Annotated in this window: 17 protein-coding genes; 5 read left to right on the forward strand and 12 right to left on the reverse strand. The window is 44.2% G+C overall.

Going from position 1 to position 21,287, the window contains the following annotated elements; all coding sequences use genetic code 11:
- Positions 1 to 138: 138 nt before the first annotated feature.
- From ACX9NY_RS08430 to ACX9NY_RS08455, 6 genes are all read right to left on the reverse strand, one after another.
- Positions 139 to 1,824, reverse strand: a complete 1,686-nt coding sequence (locus tag ACX9NY_RS08430) for an extracellular solute-binding protein (RefSeq protein ID WP_339255226.1) — start codon at positions 1,822 to 1,824, stop codon at positions 139 to 141.
- A gap of 191 nt (positions 1,825 to 2,015) precedes the next feature.
- On the reverse strand, positions 2,016 to 2,729 hold the full coding sequence (gene bglS, locus ACX9NY_RS08435) for a beta-glucanase (RefSeq protein WP_253442587.1): 714 nt from the start codon (positions 2,727 to 2,729) through the stop codon (positions 2,016 to 2,018).
- 286 nt (positions 2,730 to 3,015) lie between these two features.
- Positions 3,016 to 3,720 carry an ankyrin repeat domain-containing protein gene (locus ACX9NY_RS08440; RefSeq protein ID WP_472478081.1) on the reverse strand — a complete coding sequence of 235 codons (705 nt, stop codon included), beginning with the start codon at positions 3,718 to 3,720 and terminating at the stop codon, positions 3,016 to 3,018.
- A gap of 10 nt (positions 3,721 to 3,730) precedes the next feature.
- Positions 3,731 to 5,239, reverse strand: coding sequence for an S-layer homology domain-containing protein (locus tag ACX9NY_RS08445; protein WP_472478083.1), 1,509 nt, complete (start codon positions 5,237 to 5,239; stop codon positions 3,731 to 3,733).
- Between the two features lie 119 nt (positions 5,240 to 5,358).
- A complete protein-coding gene (locus ACX9NY_RS08450) occupies positions 5,359 to 6,051 on the reverse strand; it encodes a response regulator transcription factor (RefSeq protein WP_472478085.1) in 693 nt (230 codons plus the stop codon).
- Positions 6,052 to 6,057: 6 nt separating this feature from the next.
- The gene (locus tag ACX9NY_RS08455) at positions 6,058 to 7,527 is read right to left on the reverse strand and encodes a sensor histidine kinase (protein ID WP_472478087.1); all 1,470 of its coding nucleotides are present in this window, start codon (positions 7,525 to 7,527) and stop codon (positions 6,058 to 6,060) included.
- A 225-nt stretch (positions 7,528 to 7,752) separates the two neighbouring features.
- Here ACX9NY_RS08455 and ACX9NY_RS08460 point away from each other — a divergent pair, with 225 nt between their 5' ends.
- Together ACX9NY_RS08460 and ACX9NY_RS08465 are read left to right on the forward strand one after the other, a co-directional pair.
- The gene (locus tag ACX9NY_RS08460; protein ID WP_472478090.1) at positions 7,753 to 8,580 is read left to right on the forward strand and encodes a helix-turn-helix domain-containing protein; all 828 of its coding nucleotides are present in this window, start codon (positions 7,753 to 7,755) and stop codon (positions 8,578 to 8,580) included.
- A gap of 79 nt (positions 8,581 to 8,659) precedes the next feature.
- Entirely contained in the window at positions 8,660 to 9,007 is a 348-nt protein-coding gene (locus tag ACX9NY_RS08465; RefSeq protein WP_472478092.1) for a cupin domain-containing protein, read from the forward strand.
- Between the two features lie 130 nt (positions 9,008 to 9,137).
- Here the strand turns inward: ACX9NY_RS08465 and ACX9NY_RS08470 are convergent, their stop codons facing one another.
- The 3 genes from ACX9NY_RS08470 to pdxS form a co-directional block, all read right to left on the reverse strand.
- Positions 9,138 to 9,986, reverse strand: coding sequence for a stalk domain-containing protein (locus ACX9NY_RS08470; RefSeq protein ID WP_472479247.1), 849 nt, complete (start codon positions 9,984 to 9,986; stop codon positions 9,138 to 9,140).
- Positions 9,987 to 10,169: 183 nt separating this feature from the next.
- Positions 10,170 to 11,240, reverse strand: a complete 1,071-nt coding sequence (locus ACX9NY_RS08475) for an ABC transporter substrate-binding protein (protein WP_472478094.1) — start codon at positions 11,238 to 11,240, stop codon at positions 10,170 to 10,172.
- Positions 11,241 to 11,486: 246 nt separating this feature from the next.
- Entirely contained in the window at positions 11,487 to 12,371 is an 885-nt protein-coding gene (pdxS, locus tag ACX9NY_RS08480) for a pyridoxal 5'-phosphate synthase lyase subunit PdxS (RefSeq protein WP_339308700.1), read from the reverse strand.
- Between the two features lie 146 nt (positions 12,372 to 12,517).
- On the opposite strand from pdxS, the gene pdxR reads away from it, so the two are divergent.
- From pdxR to ACX9NY_RS08495, 3 genes are all read left to right on the forward strand, one after another.
- Complete coding sequence (gene pdxR, locus ACX9NY_RS08485; protein WP_472478096.1) at positions 12,518 to 13,996, forward strand: MocR-like pyridoxine biosynthesis transcription factor PdxR; 1,479 nt, start codon at positions 12,518 to 12,520, stop codon at positions 13,994 to 13,996.
- 60 nt (positions 13,997 to 14,056) lie between these two features.
- Positions 14,057 to 16,078 (forward strand): ATP-dependent DNA helicase, encoded by a 2,022-nt coding sequence (locus ACX9NY_RS08490; protein WP_472478098.1) that lies wholly within the window; start codon positions 14,057 to 14,059, stop codon positions 16,076 to 16,078.
- A gap of 145 nt (positions 16,079 to 16,223) precedes the next feature.
- On the forward strand, positions 16,224 to 16,751 hold the full coding sequence (locus ACX9NY_RS08495) for a DinB family protein (RefSeq protein WP_339242808.1): 528 nt from the start codon (positions 16,224 to 16,226) through the stop codon (positions 16,749 to 16,751).
- Positions 16,752 to 16,827: 76 nt separating this feature from the next.
- Here ACX9NY_RS08495 and ACX9NY_RS08500 read toward each other — a convergent pair whose 3' ends face one another.
- The 3 genes from ACX9NY_RS08500 to ACX9NY_RS08510 form a co-directional block, all read right to left on the reverse strand.
- Positions 16,828 to 17,766, reverse strand: a complete 939-nt coding sequence (locus ACX9NY_RS08500) for a family 43 glycosylhydrolase (RefSeq protein WP_472478100.1) — start codon at positions 17,764 to 17,766, stop codon at positions 16,828 to 16,830.
- A 46-nt stretch (positions 17,767 to 17,812) separates the two neighbouring features.
- Positions 17,813 to 19,528, reverse strand: a complete 1,716-nt coding sequence (locus ACX9NY_RS08505; RefSeq protein ID WP_472478102.1) for a discoidin domain-containing protein — start codon at positions 19,526 to 19,528, stop codon at positions 17,813 to 17,815.
- 71 nt (positions 19,529 to 19,599) lie between these two features.
- Complete coding sequence (locus tag ACX9NY_RS08510) at positions 19,600 to 21,285, reverse strand: type 2 periplasmic-binding domain-containing protein (RefSeq protein ID WP_472478104.1); 1,686 nt, start codon at positions 21,283 to 21,285, stop codon at positions 19,600 to 19,602.
- Positions 21,286 to 21,287: the final 2 nt, after the last annotated feature.

The following is a 21,287-nucleotide window of genomic DNA, read 5'->3' on the forward strand; positions in this document are numbered from 1 at the left end:
GTTTTGCCAGACTCACCGTTTTTCCCGTTTTCATAGTGCATAGCAAAAGGCATTGCCGGAGTTCATATCCAGCAATGCCTTTTGTCTGCTTATGTGAGCACGATGCATCGAAGTAATACTCGCGTCTCAGTCCTCGTACTATTTTCCGCTTTTCACGGAATCATACCACTCGTTAACTTCTTTCGTAATCTGATCTCCGCCGGAAGACTTCCATTTCTCAACAAATGAGTCGAACGCATCCACAGAGGTTTTGCCATATACAATTTGAGAGAAGGTATCTTTCTCCATCTTCGTCAAAATATCATTGTTCATCTGCATCGTCATTGAAGGTGCACCGGTAAACATCTGATTGAACACGATATCTTTTTGATCCAATACAATTTTGGCTGCATCAAGCATAGGTGTAGGTACACCTGATTTGATTTTTTTCTCAAAAGGCGTTGTTGGTTCTTCACCACTTGCCAGCTTCGCGAGTGTTGTCATGCTCAAACTCGGAATACGCGCTCCATCAAAAGTTAACGTGTACTTCTCGGGAGCGTAACCGCCCGTTAGACTTGCATCAGTTGATGGTTTCCCATCGACCATAACCCAATCGTATCCTTCGGCAAATCCATGTTCGAACTCGTCGCCTTCTTTAGGATTTGCATAGTGATCAAAGAGATAGTTCTGATAGGTGAAAAAGGCTTCCGGATTTTTCATGTCTTTGTTAATCAGAACTACGCCGTTTCCATTCGACGTACCATGTCTCCCTGCCTGACCATTCGGACCGGAAGGAATCGGGTACGCTTTGTATTCAGCCTCAGGATTGTTTTTCTTCACATCCTCCAGTGGCCAGGATGGCATCCAGTGAGGACCTACCACAATACCTGCTTTTCCAGCAGTAAATTCTTCGGCTGCCTTTGTCTCGTCATACACACCGGCTTCTTCCGGGATATATCCTTTGCTCATCCAGCTTTGTAATTTGGCTAAAGCCTGTTTCGCACCGGGTGTCACGGAGCCGTATTCAAGTTTTCCATCTTCCGTCAGATTCCATTGGTTCGGCATGGTACCATAAGCGCCAAATACCCATCCGGCTTCTGACATCCAGGTGTTAAGCCAGTTCTTGAAGCCAATGGTCAATCCGTAGGTATCCTGCTTCCCATTGCCATCTGGATCTTGGTTCGTAAACGTTTCCATAATAACTTCAAGATCATCTATGGTTTTAGGTGCTTCCAGATTGAATTTCTTCATCCAGTCTTCACGGATCCACATGACAGGATCGCCGTTATAGGCATAGTCCAGAATGGGAATACCGATTCTTTTTCCATCTTGCATGTATGGATACCATACAGAAGGATCTTCGTTTACGGCTGCTTTCCATGTATCGCTTGCATATTGGTCAAACAACTCGCCAGCATCGACAAATTTTCCAGACTCAATCAATTCACGTACCAGATTGAACTCGCCGCGATACGAAATGATGTCAGGCATTTCAGCATTGGACGCCAGTGATAGGCGCAGCTTTGTCTCAAATGCATTATTGGTGGAAGGAGATATCCACTGGTTTTTCAGCTCAATACCGAGTTTCTCCTTGGCCCATTTGGTATGCACGTTGTTATCCTGATCCTCACCCGGCTTAAACTTCACATCTGGACCCCATGGCCGTAAATATGTAATAGATACGGGTGGATCATATTTCCCATCTTTGAGCTCCAACGTTGTCGCCGGTGCACTCGTTTCTGTCTGTTTGTCGTTTCCGTTGCTGCATCCGCTCAAGGCTGCTGATAGGGCCAATACACCGATCATGACCAAGCTGCCTACGCGTCTCTTTTTACTTGTGTCCAACTTCGTTCCCCCAGTCTATGTAATGTTGCTTACACGTTAATCATAATGAATGAATGATATTTATGCCCATACTAATATTGCAACATTTATTGCATTAATTTAGGATATTGGATATTGAATATATAGATTGAATAATTACAACACACTTGAAGACAGTAAAAAAGCAGCCGCTAAGGGCTGCTTCAGTCTGCTTAATTACTTGTATACTTAACCCAATCGTACTCTGCATACAGCGGATTGGCACCGTTGTAAGGACCGAGCCAGCTATCTACACCCGTTCCATTCCAGAGATTCATCATAATTTTACCCGGTGTTTTTGGAATATTACTGGTTGCCGTATGCTTCAGGACACCATCAACATACCATTTGATATGTCCCGGCTGCCAATCGAATGCATACGTATGGAAACCTTGGGATGCATCAAAACCCAGATTGATAATCTGCTCATGATTGCCAACACCATTGGTATAATAATTAAACTGCACTTTGGTGGTGTCCTTCCCTAAAAATTCGATATCAATTTCATCCCATTGGGTGCCATGTGAGGGACCTGTGTATGTGAAAAATGAGGAAACCACACCTGTGTTCTTCGCAGGTTTCATACTGACTTCATACAAGCCGTACCCATACGTATTCGTGGATCGGTACTCTCCGCAATCGAACTTGTTTTGTGCAGAACTGGTCAACCCAAGCTTAAGCTTTCCATCACTTGTGAAATTGACATTGTTAGCCCGCCAGGTACAGTTGAACATTCCCCCATTGGAATACCCATCCGCCTTTTGCCATGTGCTCGCGTTGAAATAGGTTAGTGGTTCCCAGAACACATAACCCGCGAAAGCGCTTACCGAAAAAAACAACGAAACAATACCTGTTACCGCCAAAGTATACCAAGACTTCCTCTTCATCATACACCTCCATGAATGATTCCAACATGTAAAAGTTAATATTACTGAGTGCAGGTCAATAAGGTAAAGAGAACTGCACTGCAACTAATAGATGGCGCTTACATGGTTGGTATTTCCATTTTATCTGGAAGCAGAGTGGTACACTATAGAAAATTCCAAAGCAGAGATATTCATTTTTTAATATATTGAAGCGCCTGCCCCTCAGCATCGAAGGAAGCAGGCGCTCTATAAATACCATTTACATGTAGCTCAACATTTTGATTTCTTTATTGACACTAGATCATTTCTATTGGGCTCCAGCCCGTACCAAAATGTCTTCTATTTCCTTAAAACCTCTCTTCTTTGCATGACTGAGCGGTGACACACCATCACGATCTGTTATGTTTACGTCTGCTCCATGCTCAATAAGTAATTGAATGGTCTCCTGCTGTTGTGCATTGCCATCGTTTAATATGATCGCTTCCAGAAGCGCTGTCCATCCCAATTGATTCACATGGTCCACATTCACTGAAGTTTGGGTCAGGAGTTCCCGTACCACCCCCACATATCCATGCTCCGAAGCCGGAATAAGTGCCGTTCCTCTATATCGATTCGTTATCGCTGGGTCTGCTCCCGCCTCGATCGTCAATTTCAAAATGTCCAAGTATCCTTCAGCGCCAGCATACAGGAATGGGTTATTCTTCATATCATCTAGTACATTTACATCTGCACCAGCTTCAATCAATATTTTTGCTGAGGCTAGATCGTTGTTATAATTTGCCATCATGGTAGCCGTTCTTCCGTTCTGATCCTGAGCATTGATATGGGCGCCCGCTTGAATCCATTTTTTAATACTTTCGTTATCTCTATCCTCTACCGCCTTGAACAACTGTTCTTCCAGTGAAGTCATGTTCTTCTCCTCCACATTCGAGTCGTTTTTCAACTCAGGTACACAGCCTTGCAAGATAAACATACTACTTATTAGTATAGCGATGATCAGCGACTTACTCATACTGCCTCCTTTACTCCAGGGTCAGGGTAACCGAAGAAGAGACGCTCCAATCCCCAACTGGGTTTATTGTATAGGTCGTACCTGGAGTCAGCTTTCCGTCATTCGTAATGTCGAATACACCTGTAGATCCTTTTCGACTTGAGTATTTATAGGTGGCTGTCAGAACTTCCCCGCTAGGTGCTGTTAACGTTACACCACGACCAGAGAACAGTTCATCTCCAGGATCTTGGGCAAGTGTAACTTCAATGGAGGACTTACTCACAGCCTGAGCGCTTGCAACCTCCAGCGCATCAAACGATTTTGCAGTGAATGAAGCATTTTCAAGGTTTGCCCAGTCTGAAGAAACGGTATATGTTACACCTGGTTTCAATACTTGACCTTCAGGCAAACGGAACTTCGGTTCTTGTTTGCCGTCTGTCGATTGTGTGAATGGCACATATCTTGCAATGATGGGCTCGCCGCCTTCTGGCGTAATTACAACTTGCCTTGCCTGCATGGAAGAGATGATTTGAAACGTTTTGCCTCCGGCTTGTTCTTGATCATTCAGCACGAACGCATTCGCGCCTCGACCACCGCTGTAAGCCGAGATAATGTAACCGTAATCGACGACTCCGTTCTCTTGCAATGCTTCAATCTCGAATGTATCATTCGTGACTTGACTAGCTGTGGTCATGTTTATTTTCGTGCTACTGCCTTCAAAGGAACCAGCATCTTGACCTTTGTAAGTAAGGCTGTACACTTCACGAGCATCTTGTACGGACGTTGGAACGATGTAAGTGGCAATCGAGCCTGTTTTCAAACGGGGCATATTGGTCAAGGTCAGTCCACCACTAAACGCAAAGTCCGATTGTGCCTTGGCAAAAGCTTCATCCGTTGCTGTCAGTGGTTTGTCAAACGTGACGATTAACGTAATGGCATTCAGCGATCTAACGCTCTGGATTTGAGCTTGCTCCGAAGGAATGGCTCGGTGAGCTGTTTGCAATAGCACCGCTGCTTCGCCGCGTGTTGCCGAACCGTTCTCGGAGTAGAACTCGCTCATCCAATGCCTGACGGATTTTACGTCACGCTGCATCGCTCTGGATACAACCTGTTCGAGTTCCGCATCTGTCACTTGAGCTTGTGGCTGGAATTGTCCATTGTGTGCCTCCATGATGCCGAGTTCAACAAGCTTTGAGGCATATGGCGAATACCATGCATTGGGATTAACATCTGTTAATTCTAAGGTTTCTCCTGTTTTGCTCTCCAAATGAAACGTTTTAAAAACCAATGACGCTAACTCTGCACGGGTAATTGCTCGATGTTCACCCATGGATTGATCTGCGTACCCGTTCATGATCCCCATACTATTCAGTTCTTTGACAGCAGCATCAATCTGCTGTGGAGTAAGCTGTGCGGTTGTTGCCGCAATGGTATTAACGTATGTAGCTGCATGTACTTGATTCCCAGTTAGCGGGAATACTGCTGTACCTAATGCAGTTATGGTTAGAAATGTAGCGATTTTGCGGGTTGTCGAATTCATGGTTGAATTCCTCCTCTATAGGTTGTAGTTGCCTGTATCTATAGAATAGAGGACAAAAAGAAACTCCCAAGGATAAAGTTATTAACAAAATATAAACTGGCTCTAAATTTTTACGAAACTTATGCAGTAAACCGGTAGCCTGCGCCCCATACGGTTTCAATATACTCCGGATTTTTGGGATCTGTCTCCAGCTTGCCACGCAGTTTGCGAATATGGACGGTAACCGTTGCTATGTCTCCGGTGGAATCCATGCCCCAGATGCGCTCGAACAGATCGGATTTGCTGAATACACGATTGGGATGACTCGCAAGAAATACAAGTAACTCGAATTCCTTGGTTGTAATCGCCACCTCTTCTCCATTAACGAAAACACGGCGTGATCCTTTGTCAATGTGAAGCCCCCGAATGTGGATTTCATCCTGCTCAGCGGGTTTGTTTTTGCCAAGCAGTCTCTCGTATCGGGTCAAATGAGCCTTTGCTCGCGCAACCAATTCACTTGGGCTGAACGGTTTTGTAATAAAGTCATCCACGCCCAGATTGAATGTCCTGATCTTGTCGATTTCTTCCTTTTTCGCGGAAACGACAAGGATGGGCACCTCCTTCACCTCGCGAATACGCCTGCAACATTCGAAGCCATCGAGTCCCGGAAGCATCAGATCAACAATGATCAGATTGTAGTCCCCCTCCAATGCCTGCTTCAGACCTTCATCTCCATTGTGGCAGAGATCCACGGAAAATCCATTAAGCTCAAAATAATCCCGTTCCAGTTCCGCAATCGTTGTTTCGTCCTCAATGATCAAAATGTTTGCCATGACTCATTAGTCCCTCTCTTCATTTAGCCGTTTCAGTTTGATATATATGCTCGTGCCATTATGAGGCTTGCTTTCTGCCCAGATGAAGCCCCCATGTCCATCAATAATTTGCCGGGCAATAGCTAGCCCAAGTCCACTGCCACCCGTTGACGAGTTGCGGGATTGTTCTGCCCGATAGAAACGTTCAAATATATAAGGCAGTGCCTCTTCGGCTATCCCCTTGCCATTGTCTTTAAACGCCATCGTAATCCATTTCTCATCAGCTTGAAGTGTAATCTCGAATCGTTTGTTGTCATTCTCCATGTATTTGAGTGCATTATCCACCACATTGACAACGGTACGTTTTAACTTCTCCGGATCCACAGCAGACATAGCGGGACCAGACAACTGGTTATTCCAATGCAAGGCAACACCTTTGTCCTCCAGATCGTATCTCAACTCTTCAATGCTGTCTTCCAGGAAATCAGCGAGATCAACTGTTTTGAACAGGAAAGGTTCCTGGTTCAGGTCGAGCTTCGAATATAAAAACAGTTCATCCACCAGCTTATCCATACTAACTGCTTTGGAGTGAATGATATTAACGTAACTCTCCATTTTCTCAGGAGTATTGGCCACTCCGTCACGAATACCCTCAATATAACCTTTAATATTGGTAATCGGCGTACGGAGATCATGCGAAATGTTCGAGATAAGCTCTTTTCGGTTCGCTTCGTCCTGCTGTCGTAACGCATAGGAGCGCTGCAATTGATTCCGCATACTCTCAAATGCTTCGCTGAGTTGCCCAACCTCGTCATTGGAATTCAGCTGAATCTCAAAGGATAGATTGCCATCTTTAATATGTTCGGCTGAGCTTCGTAGTTGATTGAGCGGCTTAATAAAACTGCGCGTGATCCAGCGGAACAGTAGCAGATTGGTGATAATCAGGACACCGATTAGCAGAAGTGACATCACAGGCAGTAATTTGCGAGTAAGTTCCGCAAAGGGGCTTCGCTCCCGAATAACGAAGATACTTCCCCGTTCTCCATCCGAGTATTGAAAATCAAATTTCGCATACGCGTAGAATCGCTCACCTATATTGAAGGTGCTTCGAATCTGATAGTTGTTAAGATCGTAGGCAGGTAGAGCTTGTCTCAGTTCCGGCTGGTTGAAGGTCAGCGATTCGAAGATCTGACTATTCTCCCGTCTGACGTAGAGCCCTGACTTCTCAGCTCTCAGCTTCATGTCATATTCACGCAGCAAAACCTTGTTCTGCAGTTCGTCAGGATCATTTTTAGCCAGAAACTTCATCTCTTGAAAGATCGATTCTCCCTGGTCACTCAGTGGATTGATCTGATAATGTACCTTGTATATATCACGAAAACTCTGCAGATCCCCTGTGGCCGCAATCGTGTACAGGCTTGCTGTTAGCAGGATGAACAGCAGACTTATTACGAGCATACTCGTGAAAGATAGCAGCATTTTAATTCGAATGGACATGGGTTCCCCTTCTCAAACAAACATTTGGATTAGTTAGTGCACATGTTAACACAAGATCGATTCAATTGCCCAGATGTAAAAAAGAGGTTTCGTACTCTCGTGATTTTTGAAAAGGTCTTTGTTTAATATGTTGACATTGATAATGATTATCAATAGTGTTGTAGTAAGATCTACAGCCTTTTATCTCAACAGGACTGGCAACATTATTGAAACGAGGTACGGAATGTGAAAGTAGACGTTAATCAGTTAGCAGCGCATTTTGCACACATTCCTTTTCAAGTAGACGGAATATATCGATATGCTAGAAATCCAGGGGTTCCTCACGCTGACTATACCGATTCCTTCCCTGGATTCGTGTTCCCCCTTACAGGAAAAATACAATTTCAATTTGATGGGACGCCCTATATCTTTTCACCAGGAAAAGTTGTGCATGGGGGAGCAAAAATGAAACTGGATCAGACCGTGTTTAATAAAAATGACTGGGAGTATATCTTGGTTTTATACCGAATATGTAGTTCAGATCTGGAAGAGTCAAGCTTCTCCCATCAGCATTTTGAATTATCAACGGGCCAATCCCCTCGTATGATCGAATTAATTATGCGTCTTTGGCATGTGTATAACCAGCATGGAGGTATTTCAAGGTTTCAGACAGAAATGCTGTTTCGCGATGTGCTGAATGAAACTTTGTTATGTGTTGACCATAGGCAAAAAAGTTGTGAATCAGTTGTTTTATTTGAACGGGTCTCTGCCTATATTCAAAAATACTATGATCAAAGTCTGACGATCGCATCGCTTGCAGAACAAAATAACGTTAATCGTAATCGGCTTTCCTATGTGTTTAGAAGACATGCAGGTATGGGGCCAGCAGAATATATATTGAAATATCGTATAAAGATAGCTGAACAAATGTTATTGGCAAATGACGCTTCTGTGCAACAGATTGCTGAAACGGTGGGCATTGCCGATCCCTATTATTTTAGTAGAGTGTTCAAGAAACAAAATGGTGTCTCTCCTACTGCATATCGTCAGAGGTTCATCAATAATCCATCCTGATTTCAACAGTCATCCATGTTACGCCTAAATCTAAATCAGTATACTGAACTTAAACGAACATTACACAGGAGGAATTACGATGCACTATCAAGCTATTAAATTGAATGAGGAATTTGCTAAAATCAACGATCTGTGGTCCCCGAAACTCATTGGAGAAATGAATAATCATCAATTTAAGATCGTAAAAATTGCTGGAGATTTTGAGTGGCATGTTCATGAGGAAACCGATAAGTTGTTTTTTGTGCTCGAAGGGGAAATGATAATAGATTTTCGTGATGGGCAAGTGAAGATTCGTAAGGATGAGATGTATATCGTACCCAAGGGAGTCGAGATCAAGCCTTCCGCCGAAAAGGAATGTCATATCATGTTAATGGAGCCTGGAAGTGAAGTTGTCATGCCTAACTTATCCCCCATTGCCCCTAATTAAATGTTATCTTTGCCGCCGATCACTTTGATCAGCGGCTCTTTGAGATAATTGTTTTATTCAATAATATAAGAGCATGATAACTGGACATTATGTTATTATGACAATTCAGAATATCCGATCAGATATCGATTTAACGAGGAAGCACTTCAAGCACTTTACCACTTCCATCTTCGATAATACGTATACTGTTGTCATCAATGAGTTGAATGGTACTATCTTCATTTAAAATCTCATGCTGCCCCGTTACCCCGTGAGCAATGGATTTGCGAACCAGACCTTTGTTTTTGAATACCAACGTGTAAAGATCGTAGTCTTCCGTTTTTCGGTTGGTATGTTCTATGAGGACAATAAGTAGATTTTGAGGACTCCGCTTGAAATTGATCTTGAGATCATGGGTATTTACATTCATATCCTTAATACCTAATGGAATCAAACTCTTTTGTCCAGTAACTGCATTCGTAATCTCAAGATCACCTTTTGCAGCACGAATCATATAGATGTATCCCATGTTGCTGCCATAAAAAGTATCGGTATAATTGCTCAGCCCAGTCACGATTACCTTGTTCGTCTTCGTATCTTGATGAGTCATTTCCCCGTCCATAGCAGTTGCAAGAAAACTAATGGGTACATAAAGGTTACTAATATACCATACAGGTTCACTGCCCATATCTACTTTTTGACCATCCACTTCGGCAATTTTACTTCCCAAGTGCACTACAATATGCTTCTGACTGTTCTTCAGTACGGCCGTATTATCATCTTCCATCCCCCACGGCAGACCTGCCTTAATACCAAGTGAGAACAAGCTTCCGTAAGTGATTCCATCCTTGTTTAACGTCTCAACATGGTTAATACGGCCGTCCGCCCACTGAATTTCCAAATTAACGTATTTTTTTGCTGCTTCAGATTTTTGAGCCCCCAGTGGTAATAAGACGGACATCACGAATGCAACGACAACTACTTTTTTCAAATACTTCATTTTCACATCGACTCGCCCCATTCATGTGATTTTTAATCTTATAATAGTAACGTTAGATTCCAAATAAAGTTTGACTCCATTCTCATTATCATTTAACGAGTTAATCCGGTTCAACTAGAGTCGGAGACTTGGTTCCTGGTAACAAAAAAAGCCGCTAAAATAGCGACTTTTAAGGGGATTCATTTATAACCCGAGATCATCAGCGAGCCCTTCAACACCTGTGAAGATGGAATCTCCGTAGCCCCAGAAGTTGTTGAAATCAATAATGTAGATTTTCTTGTTTTTAACTGCATTGATGTTCTGTACCTGCTTGTTGGATAGCAGTTTTTCAATTGTCTGTTCAGGATCAATGCCACCAGCATACCTGGAAATAATCAGGGCATCCGGATTAATCTCGATTAGCTTCTCCAGACTGAGTGTGCCGGTTTCATTAATCAGCATATTATGCATATTGATTAATGACATTGCACTTTCAATAAACGTATCTCCATTTCCGTTGTAGATTCCAATCGTTCCATCACCATTATCCGAAAAAGATGCATAGTTGATCGTTTCAGCGCTAGCTCGGGCCGACAATGCAGTCTCGCGTGCTTTTAGCGTCTCAATATATGCGGCTGCATTCGCTTGTACGTTGAATATCTCACCTAATTCAGTAATATCCTGATACAGGCTATCTAACGATGCATCAGGAACACTGGTGCTTTGTACATACGTTTTGATCCCCATATCATTCAAGCTGCTTACTGTACCAACACCCCAATCCGCATCCTCAAACAATCCACCACGTCCCACAACCAGGTCAGGCGAAGCACCTATGGTCAGTTCCTTACCTACATAACCTTCAGCCAGCACAGGAATTTTTTTGAACTCATCAGCAATATCATCAGGCACACTGCCGAACAGCGCTGCTACACCTACAAGCTTGTCTGTCAAACCAAGGCGAATCATCAGTTCGGCTGCACCTTGGGTATTAGCAACTACTCGTTCAGGTGCCTTGTCAAACGTTTGATCCTTCTTCACCCATGTGCCGTTCTCTGTCGTATAATTTGAAACGGTTATCGGATACGTGGTTTGAGCTGCACCTGAAGCGTCTGCACCCGATGTCTTCTCATCTGCTGCAACCTCCTTCGTTGCTTCCTGTGAGCTATTGTTTGCCTCATTGCTTTCACCCTTACTACTGGAACAGGCTGCAAGTACAAAAACAAGTGCAGCAATAAAGCAAAATAACATTCCTTTTTTAAAGCGTGTAGACATTTGATTCTCTCCCTTTTCATTTTTATTTTTCTATTTGTGCATTATGTAAAATAGTTAATGTCAGTATACAGCAAATGTCGAATTACGTAAATGATAATCATAATCATTCTCATTTGATGACTGCACAGCTATTCTTTTCTTCGCCTTTTTGCTTGTATTTGTCAACAATAACCAAAAAGCCGATCCATTTTGTCTATGGATCGGCTTTGCTTGACACTATTCATACTCCAGCTGTTAAATCTACTCTTACCAACCGCGGTTGGACATGCGCTCTTCTGGAGCCAATTTGGAAATTTCGATCCCTTTCATAGGGGCGCCCAAGTTTTTGGATACTTCGGCAATCAGTTTGTAATCCGTGTAATGTGTTGTAGCTTCAACGATGGCACGAGCGAATTTCTCAGGGCTATCTGATTTGAAAATACCTGATCCTACAAACACACCGTCTGCTCCCAAGTGCATCATTAGTGCTGCGTCAGCTGGAGTAGCTACACCGCCTGCTGCAAAGTTTACGACAGGAAGTTTGCCATTTTCATGAATTTCGCGGAGTAACTCATAAGCTACACCCAGGTTTTTGGCTTCAGCATACAGCTCGTCCTTGGACATGTTTTGCACTTTTCGAAGCTGGCTGTTAATTAGGCGCATATGACGAACTGCCTCTACAATGTTGCCTGTTCCTGGCTCGCCTTTTGTACGAATCATGGATGCTCCCTCGCCAATACGGCGAAGAGCCTCTCCCAAATCTTTGGCTCCACATACAAATGGTACAGTGAACTCATGTTTATCAATATGGAACACTTCGTCTGCAGGAGTAAGAACTTCACTTTCATCGAGATAGTCCACACCCAGTGATTCAAGCACTTTGGCTTCTATGTAATGACCGATACGTGCTTTGGCCATAACTGGAATAGACACAACTTTCATAACTTCTTCAACGATCGTTGGATCTGCCATGCGGGCTACACCGCCGGCTGCGCGAATATCAGAAGGCACCCGCTCAAGAGCCATAACTGCTGTTGCCCCTGCCGCCTCAGCGATTTTAGCTTGCTCTGCATTCATAACGTCCATGATGACGCCACCTTTTTGCATCTCAGCCATTCCTCTTTTTACACGATCTGTACCTGTTTGCATAATTGTAGACCTCCTATTAACTTTTGGGTGATTTTCAATAAAGGCATCGCTCTAAACTATGATTTAGTATAAAATGAGAATGGTCATATAAAAAGATCCAATAATTTCGATTTTTATTGTACCACTTCAATGATAACTCTGGAGGGCATATGCAATTTCACGTAGCTTACAGTTCATATTTAAACCGAAAATATACCAAGATGAAGGCTCTTTATCATGCGATTCGTGATGCTATTCATGAAGGCCATCTTATACATGGCGAGAAGTTACCATCTACTAGAGAGTTAGCAGCGACGTATCACATTTCCCGGGGAACCGTGAATCAAGTGTATGATACGTTGACTGCGCAAGGTTACATTCTTTCTGAGCATGGAAGAGGAACCTTTGTCGCGTATCAGTTGGATTTGAACAATGATGCGTCCACCGAGAAAACGTGTACCCATCACTTATCAGCCTGGGGGAATCGTATTCAGCAGTTGGGACAGCAGACGATTCAAAGAAATGCATACACCAATAGTTCCAGTATGGAGCGCGACGAAGTGATCGACTTTAGCAAATACCAACCTGATTTCTCCAAGTTTCCTTACGATGAATGGAATAATCGATTGTATGCAGAGATAAGGCAGCGTGAGTATCACCTGGAAACAACCTCTGCTATGGTGAGTTCAACAGGTGAGCCTAGATTGAGAGAAGCCATTGCTGCCTATCTTCGGAGAATGCGGGGAATTCAAGTCGATCCGGATCATATCGCCGTGACTGCAGGTTCCATGCAAGCCATAGCTCTACTCACTCAGTTACTTGCAGATCCAGGGGATTATGTAGTAACAGAGAGTCCTTGTTATGTCGGGATATCTCAAGCTATTTGGGCTGCGGGTGCAAAGTTGATAGAAGCCAATCTTGATGGCCAGGGAGTTGTACCTCAAGACTGGGAAGCTCGCATGTTGTTTGTCACGCCGTCACGACAATTTCCTACTGGCGAGATGCTCAGCCTTGAGCGCAGACAAACCTTGCTGGACTGGGCACATCGGCATGATGCCATGATTGTCGAAGATGATTATGATAGTGAATTCCGATATCGTGGAATGCATGTTGAACCGCTAAAAACACTTGATAAAGCAGGTCGTGTTATCTACCTCGGCAGCTTCACAAAAACCTTGCCTTTAGAAGTACGACTTGGCTATGTGGTTCTTCCCCCTACCTTGGCGGATACCTTTAGAAAGGCGCAGGCATTATACGAGCCACGACCCGTCAACCTGATTGAACAACGAGCATTAGCAGCATTTATGACAAGCGGTCAATATGAGCGGCATCTGCGCAGGATGAATCGTCTGTACAGTCGTAAATTCCATCTCTTACTCAAACTGTTGAACCAGCAGCTCTCGACATGGTTTGATTGGGTAGAGAATGAAGCAGGTCTGCACGTGTTTGGCTGGTGGCGAGGTAATGTGACCACTTATGAGGCCTTTCGGGCATCAGCTAGATTACAAGGTGTGGTATACTCAGAAGTCAACAGTTCAACATCTGATGGTACGAAGTATGGGATCTATTTATCTTTTGCACATTTGTCAGATGAACAATTACAGGAAGGCGTATCCCGATTAAAAAATGCCGTGAACACTCCATTGTGAAGTAAATCGTCTCCAAAATGCAGTACAAGAAGATCATCATTCGGAAGGAGGGCGATCGTTATGAATTGGTTGAATGAACTCTATAAAAAAAATCAACGGGAACCGCAAAAGGAAATCGAACGTTCTATGGTTAACGCGATCTTCCGAATATATGACCGGTTCCCCCGAATCGGTCTTAGAGAGCGGATCGGACAGCAAGACATGTCACTCGATATCGCCGATGCTTATATCCATGGACATCATGCGATGATTGAAGCTGGTGTTGGAATCGGCAAATCTTTTGCGTACCTGATACCAAGTCTGCTCACGAATCAAATGTCTCAGAAACCTGTCATTATAGCTACATCCTCCATTCAGCTTTCGGAACAGATACATAAAGATTTAAGGATCATTGGCAGTCGGTTGGGATTCTCAACGGTTCGTTCCGTTGTGGGGAAAGGCATGGGTCAGTACGCTTGCCGAAGCAGGGCTGCGGAATTAATCAGGTCTGATGATCCCTACCCCTCCGTGTCTCCTCTTGCCCAGCGCATATTAGATTATGAGATTGATGAGCGAGCTGATATTAAAGCTGGAGTTAGTGATGCCGAATGGTCCCACGTTTCCGTGAATGATTGCAAATTTGAACGTTGCCAGCATAAAAATGCATGTTTATTTTATGATATGAGAGCAAAATTGAATGCAAAAGCTCACGAGATTGATTTTATTATCGTGAATCAGGATCTGCTCATACGGGATTTGATGAAGAAAAAAGAAGGAACCAAGAGCATCATCTCGGAACAGCCTGCTCTGATCATCATTGATGAAGCGCATAATCTGGAAGCAAAAGTTCGAGACGCCAGAACTCTGGAGTTCACTTACCGGGGAATCTGCCGCGTTCTGGATACCACAGTGCAGCTGCTCACGAAGCAGACCGGGGATAAAGAGCTCTTTTCACAATCCAATTTTATTAAAAAATGTGCCCGGCATATATTCAAACAGGTAAATGTGGATCTGCTCCACCACACCAAGCAGGATAACGACCGAATCAAAGTGTCGGAGATTATAGGAATACCGTTGAACCAAGCGTTGAGTGATTTGAAAGATTTCAGTCTACGCCTTTCCATTTTGACCTCACGCCACGAGCGGGAAATAGATGATGCTTTTGAAGCCATCAACGGGCTTATTGCCCTCATTCATGTCTTGATAGAAAAAGAAGATAACTATCTCTCATGGGCGAGTAGTCCCCTAGGTGTAGCCACGATCAGCATCTGTCCCAAAGATATAAGCCAATTTCTAAAATACGCTTTATTTAATGACAAGGTGCCCGTCATCCTAACGTCGGCGACGTTGTGCCAAGGCGGAGATACACTGGAGGAACAATACTCATATTTGACACATTCCCTCGGTTACAGAGGGGAGTTTATGGATCGCAAATCCTCCCCTTTTGACTACACCAATCATGCCATGATGTACATCTCGAACAACGTTCCATATTACGACCATGACCAGCGCGAAAACTATCTTGAAGCAGCTTATAAGGAACTGGTTGAACTCTGTAATCTGACTCACGGTAGAACCATCGTCCTTTTCTCAGCAAAGGAGGACATGAAGTACATTCACCAGAAGTTGACTTCAAGGGGAAGTGAAAATACATGGGCAGTCCATGTTCAAAAAGAGGGATCTTCCCAGGACAGTGTTATCGCTGAGTTCAGGAAAAGCAAAGGTGTACTCCTGGGTACCGGAGTATTCTGGGAAGGTGTGAATATCGAGGGTTCTGACCTGTCACAGATTATTATTTTCCGTCTGCCCTTCCCTGTTCCTTCCGATCCTGTGTATGAATATAAGGCATCTGTAACGAAGAATCCGTTCATGGAGGTGTTTGTACCGGACATGCTCCTTCGGTTAAGGCAAGGAACGGGTCGCTTGATTCGTAGTGAAACCGACCTTGGCATACTCAGCATACTTGACTCCCGTCTCAGCGCAGCGGCAAAAAAGAGTTACCGGGAACAAGTGCTGGACACGTTGCCCTTCAAAAATGTGACTGAGTCTTTGGAGGTCTTGGAGAAGTTTGTTCAGAAAAAAGGCATAGGACGTACAGATTAGACGTAGTCACCCCAACGATATATAATGTTCAAATCACATGAAACGGCCCTTCTGCCAATCAAGCGGATCGGCCTATCTTAATGCTGGTAGCAAGATATATGCTACAATATATTCCATAGTTATGAATACCGAAGGAGGCATTACCATGGTTGAACGACCTAACACAGATGAATATGGAGCTTTTTATGAAGGTTATATCCGGCTTGTGCCTGAAGGGAACATCATCGAACGCTTGGAACTGCAAGCCAATATCGTACCAACGTTGCTCTCTTCATTAACAGAGGAGCAAGCAAATTATCGTTACGACGAAGGCAAATGGAGCGTGAAGGAGGTCATCGGCCATCTTCTGGATAACGAACGCATTATGAGCAGCCGATTGCTTCGTATCGCCAGAGGTGACAAAACGAATCATCCCGGTTACGATCAGGACGTGCTTATGCAGAGCCATCCCTTCAATGCGTATACACTGGCCGATTTGAGCGAAGAATATGCCGTTACACGCCGCTCAACCATTCTGATGCTCCGTCGCCTCACGCCGGAAGCTTGGCTCTGTAGAGGACTCGTCAGTGAGAATCCTGCTTCAACTCGATCGATAGCATATGTTATGGCTGGACATGAGCTCCACCATTTATCCGTACTTCGCGATCGTTATTCGTTAGATTTGAAATTATAAAATTTGTGCAAAAGACTTTGAACCTACATTTTTCGTAGGATCAAAGTCTTTTCTTATCAGTCGTTTTATCGTGAAATTAGCGTTCAAAATGAATCAGATGTGCATCTTCTCGCAAAGATAACGTGGCATACTCCTTTAGAATGGGAATGTCCCCATTGAACTCAATGGGCAGTACCACATAGCTGGACTGAAAGTAGTCCGATCCGTTCCAGCGATCCGCAAAGTACAGGTACTCCTCTGATCGCTTCAGCACAAACGCTGGCTGCGTTCGATACGTCGTTTCATCCCCAAAGTCGCTGAGCATTCCCCATGGGCCATCCATCGTATCAGCTATCGCGAACTTCCCTTGATTGGGTTCCCAACCGGTGCAAAATGAACTCAGCATATAATACTTTCCATTCCGCTTGAATACGGCTGGCGCCTCCCGATACTCCCCCTGCCACAACGTTTCGACAAGACGTTCCACATTAAGATAATCCTCCTGTAGTCGATAGATATGAAGATCCGCATTGTCTCTTGCAGCTGAAATGAAATATGCCTTTCCGTCATCGTCCTGAAAGAGTGTGCAGTCACGCGACATATACCCATAGGGATTAAAGCTGCCATGATAAACAAAATGACTATCCGGATAATCCGAGGTGGCGATGGCGCATGCGGCATCGTTATAATTATCACCATTCTCATAGTGAACCCAAAGTACGAACTTCTTGGTCACCGCGTTGAACAGCACTTTAGGTCGTTCGAGATTGACCTTTCCGCCTTTGTCACTCATTAATCTCAGATTCGTCCGAACTCGAATGGATGCCACTGGAGTAGATATCGTAATGATATGGCTTCGAAACTCCCAGTTGAACAGATCCTTGGAACGATAACAACTCACATATATATCGTCTCTTCGATCTTCGCCATACCAGTAATAATAATCGTCATGGAATAATATATGTCCACCATGGGCGTGGATCGGCTGACCGCTTGAATCATACCAGATGCCACCATTGGTTAATTGACTATTCACACCGTTACCTCTCTTCTCTTCTTTTCTTTTCTTTTAAATACATCGTTTAATTTGTACCCGATCCAAATACCTTCACTTCCCATAACCTTGGGGTATACCAGTTGTTAGGGTTATTATGGAGCGTCGCATTTAACATATTAATCCGTACATACCTGGCGTCAGTGTTCGATATAGAATCTGAGGTGAAGCCATAAGATGTATTATTAGTTCGATCCAACGCCACGGTCCAGTTTACATTATCCGTGCTGGTTTCTATTTTATATTTGTAAAATCCTTCAGAGCCTTTTTGCATCCACCAGGAGATTTGTACATTACTCAATGCTTGAACGGAGCCAAGATCGACCTTCCACCAATGTGGCCAGGAACTGCCTGTGCCCACCCATTCGGTTTGATAGTTGCCGTCATTCGCATAACTTGCAGGGTTCGTTCCGGTAGCCGTTTGCGCTGTTGCCGGTTTACCTTGTGACAGGAGTTTTCCATTTTGGACTGGAACTAGCGTATCATCGCTTGTGTTGTACAGGACTTGATCAAAATAATCATAAAATGCATAACCATCGGAGAACCACACGGGAAGCAATCGTTCCTCTGTTGTTCCATTTTGTGTACCTGCCCAACCGAACATCCAGCGATACGCAACCATAACCACGTTGTCACCCGTGTTTGGCTTCACCCGCATAACGGAACCCGACTGCGCCGAGAAGGTTGATGTGTTGCCAATGGTCCGTAATTCAGACCAATCTCCGTCTATGTTTGCTGCGGAAGAATACAAAGGAATACTCGGATACCATCCTGCTGCTTGGGAAGAGAACAAATAATAAATGCCATCCTTTTTGATCATTTTAGGTAGTTCCCTGTGTTGATTTTCATATATAACAGATACTTGATGATCCACATCCAGCCAATCAGAGGTTAACTTATACAGAATCGTGTCCGAATTATTATTGGCGGTAGAGATCAGATAAGCTGAGTCATCGTCATCTTTGAAAATGGAGATATCTCTGGATTCGTTCCCTTCCGGCCGAAAGCTTTTGTGAAATGTAAAGTCTTCTCCAGGCGTTGCTGAAGCCACAGATACTCTGGCAAGCGTGTAGTCTGTACTGTTTTCATAGTGAGCCCAAAAAACAAATTTGTTCGTAGGCGCATGGTACAGGATGTTAATCCCTTCAAACTTGGAATTCGCCAGATCGGGGTGATCCGTGTAGGAAAGGACCACTTTGTCGTTACCGTATGTGATATCATCTGTTGACGTCTGTTGAATCATTTCGCCAAAACCGCCTGATGACTTTTGTACAAAGTTAAACCTATAGTAGGTATCCCCCACTTTAAGTTCATTCGGGAGCATTAGAGTGGATTGCGTTGTGTTATCAAAAGTTGTGAGGTTATCTGGAAGACTGTAAGGGGTGTATTCTGGCGAGATCGCAGAGGTTAACAAGGAAGTCCCACCGTATGCCTTCACTTGGTATTTATACGTGTTACCCAAGTTGAGCTCGTAATCATCCGTCGTTATACCTGTTAAGGTCTGTATTAACGTATATGGCGCATTGTTCTCGGATCTGTACAACTCGTATGCAGTCGCCCCCGATACAGGTGCCCAATGGATTTTGGCATTGGATACGTCAGATTCATTTTTCAACACAAATAGTGTTGCAGCTATCTTGGTCTCTTCACCAGCCGCATGAACGGTTTGTGCTGAGGACGTTAAATGAACAGTTAACAACATCAATGCAATGACGACAGCCATCCACGATTTACCTTTGATCATGTCTCATCATCTCCTTTTTTAGGAAACCAACCTCCCTGTTGTTGGAAGGCTGGTTCAGGTGAAAATTGACTTTATTTCAAATTCATCAGTGTCATAACATCCGTCTCGCTGGCTTGGTTGTACCATTCGTTAACTTCTTCGATAACCGTGTCTCCGCCTTTTTCGTGCCACTGTGTGACAAAGGTATCAAATGCCTCAAGCGGCTCATTGCCATATATAATTTTGGTGAAAGTTTCTTGTTCCATGGTGGTCAACTGTTCCCATACATTTTGCATCGTTGGTGTTGGTGGACCATTAAACGCATTGGGCAGCAAAACATCCTTGTTTTCATATGAAATCCGGTATCCGTCCTGGGTCGTTTGGTCCTTTGAAGCGCTTTGAATGAGGACGCCCGTGTCGGCTTTAACACCATTCGCCAGATCATAGTACGATTGGCCGGGACCATCAACACTCGGTGTGTTTTTGGTGAATGCCATCTTCCCAACGCCTTGTATAGCCTCTAATGGCTTATTAAATTTCGTTGGATCAAAAGTCACTTCGTCGTTGACGATATCGTAATCGTATCCCTGAGCGTAGCCGTATTTGAAATCTCCCGTGCTGAACGCTGCGTCGTACATTTTATCGTAGTATAGGAAGAAGGCTTCCATGTTCTGAAAGTCCTTATTAAACATGAACACACCATCGTTCAATTGGGCGGACTGATAGGTCTTATCACCGTTCACGCCTTGAATGGTCGGATAAGCACTAATTTTTGCACCCTCTACGTTCTTCTCTACGTCCTTCACACTGTCGTAAAGCCAAGGACGACCAATGATAATGCCAGCTTTCCCCTCCGTAAAATCGGACAGTGCGTCCCAAGCCCCTTGGGTGGCCAATTCTTTGTTCAAGTACCCTTTTGCATACCAATCGCGTAACTTGGCAAGTGCCTCTTTGTTGCCAGCAGCGACAGATCCATAGGTGAGTTTGCCGTTGTCATTATGCCATTGCCTTGGAAGATGTTTACCCGTGTATGCGCTGAAAATCATGACCGGATCGCTGACCCAGCCTGTGTTGTAGGAATCTTTACCCGAGAATGTAAAGCCGTATGTGTCTTTCTTGCCGTTCCCATCCGGGTCCTCATTGCTGAACGCAGCGATGACTTGCTCAAACTCCTCAATCGTTGTTGGCGCTTTCAAATTCAATTGGTCCAACCAGTCCTGGCGGATCAACATGACTTCGCCTTCCGTCAGATTGGGCGCGATGGCCATCCCGTACACCTTGCCATCCCTAACCACTGGATTGAAAGTGGTCGGGTATTGTTTGTATATTTCTTTAAGCCGGTCAGGCATGTAAGTGGAGATGTCTTCCGTAATCTCCTTGACCTGCCCCGACTCGATCAGATCATTGACCAGCATGGTATCATAGACGGGCAGAACGTCTGGCAGTTTTTCCGAACCCGTCAACGCCAGCCGCAGCTTGGTATTATACTGGCTGGCATCTCCGCCCAGCAGGGTGGTTTGGATCTTGATGCCCAGATTTTGTTCACCCCAACGGGTCAAGACATTGTCATTCAAGGTCTCCCCATTGATATACTTTCCCGCATTTTCATCCTGCTGTTTGGCGATGGTGATCGTCATTGGCGGATCATATTTTCCGTCTTTGAGTACCGATGCCGGTGCGGTCTCGGAAGCACTCTCCCCTTTGCTACAGCCAGCCACAAGCATGGTCGACAGTATGACCAGACTTACCGTTTTCCACAAATCATTTCTTTTTTTCATGA

Source organism: Paenibacillus sp. CB74 (genome assembly GCF_055687625.1).

What these genes read in the sequence shown, in the direction of transcription:
- ACX9NY_RS08490 (WP_472478098.1), top strand. Translation starts at nt 14,057, where the DNA reads ATGAATTGGTTGAATGAACTCTATAAAAAAAATCAACGGGAACCGCAA.
- ACX9NY_RS08505 (WP_472478102.1), bottom strand. Translation starts at nt 19,528, where the DNA reads ATGATCAAAGGTAAATCGTGGATGGCTGTCGTCATTGCATTGATGTTG.
- ACX9NY_RS08470 (WP_472479247.1), bottom strand. Translation starts at nt 9,986, where the DNA reads ATGAAGTATTTGAAAAAAGTAGTTGTCGTTGCATTCGTGATGTCCGTC.
- ACX9NY_RS08445 (WP_472478083.1), bottom strand. Translation starts at nt 5,239, where the DNA reads ATGAATTCGACAACCCGCAAAATCGCTACATTTCTAACCATAACTGCA.
- ACX9NY_RS08465 (WP_472478092.1), top strand. Translation starts at nt 8,660, where the DNA reads ATGCACTATCAAGCTATTAAATTGAATGAGGAATTTGCTAAAATCAAC.
- ACX9NY_RS08475 (WP_472478094.1), bottom strand. Translation starts at nt 11,240, where the DNA reads ATGTCTACACGCTTTAAAAAAGGAATGTTATTTTGCTTTATTGCTGCA.
- ACX9NY_RS08440 (WP_472478081.1), bottom strand. Translation starts at nt 3,720, where the DNA reads ATGAGTAAGTCGCTGATCATCGCTATACTAATAAGTAGTATGTTTATC.
- pdxR (WP_472478096.1), top strand. Translation starts at nt 12,518, where the DNA reads ATGCAATTTCACGTAGCTTACAGTTCATATTTAAACCGAAAATATACC.
- bglS (WP_253442587.1), bottom strand. Translation starts at nt 2,729, where the DNA reads ATGAAGAGGAAGTCTTGGTATACTTTGGCGGTAACAGGTATTGTTTCG.
- ACX9NY_RS08510 (WP_472478104.1), bottom strand. Translation starts at nt 21,285, where the DNA reads ATGAAAAAAAGAAATGATTTGTGGAAAACGGTAAGTCTGGTCATACTG.
- ACX9NY_RS08495 (WP_339242808.1), top strand. Translation starts at nt 16,224, where the DNA reads ATGGTTGAACGACCTAACACAGATGAATATGGAGCTTTTTATGAAGGT.
- ACX9NY_RS08450 (WP_472478085.1), bottom strand. Translation starts at nt 6,051, where the DNA reads ATGGCAAACATTTTGATCATTGAGGACGAAACAACGATTGCGGAACTG.
- ACX9NY_RS08455 (WP_472478087.1), bottom strand. Translation starts at nt 7,527, where the DNA reads ATGTCCATTCGAATTAAAATGCTGCTATCTTTCACGAGTATGCTCGTA.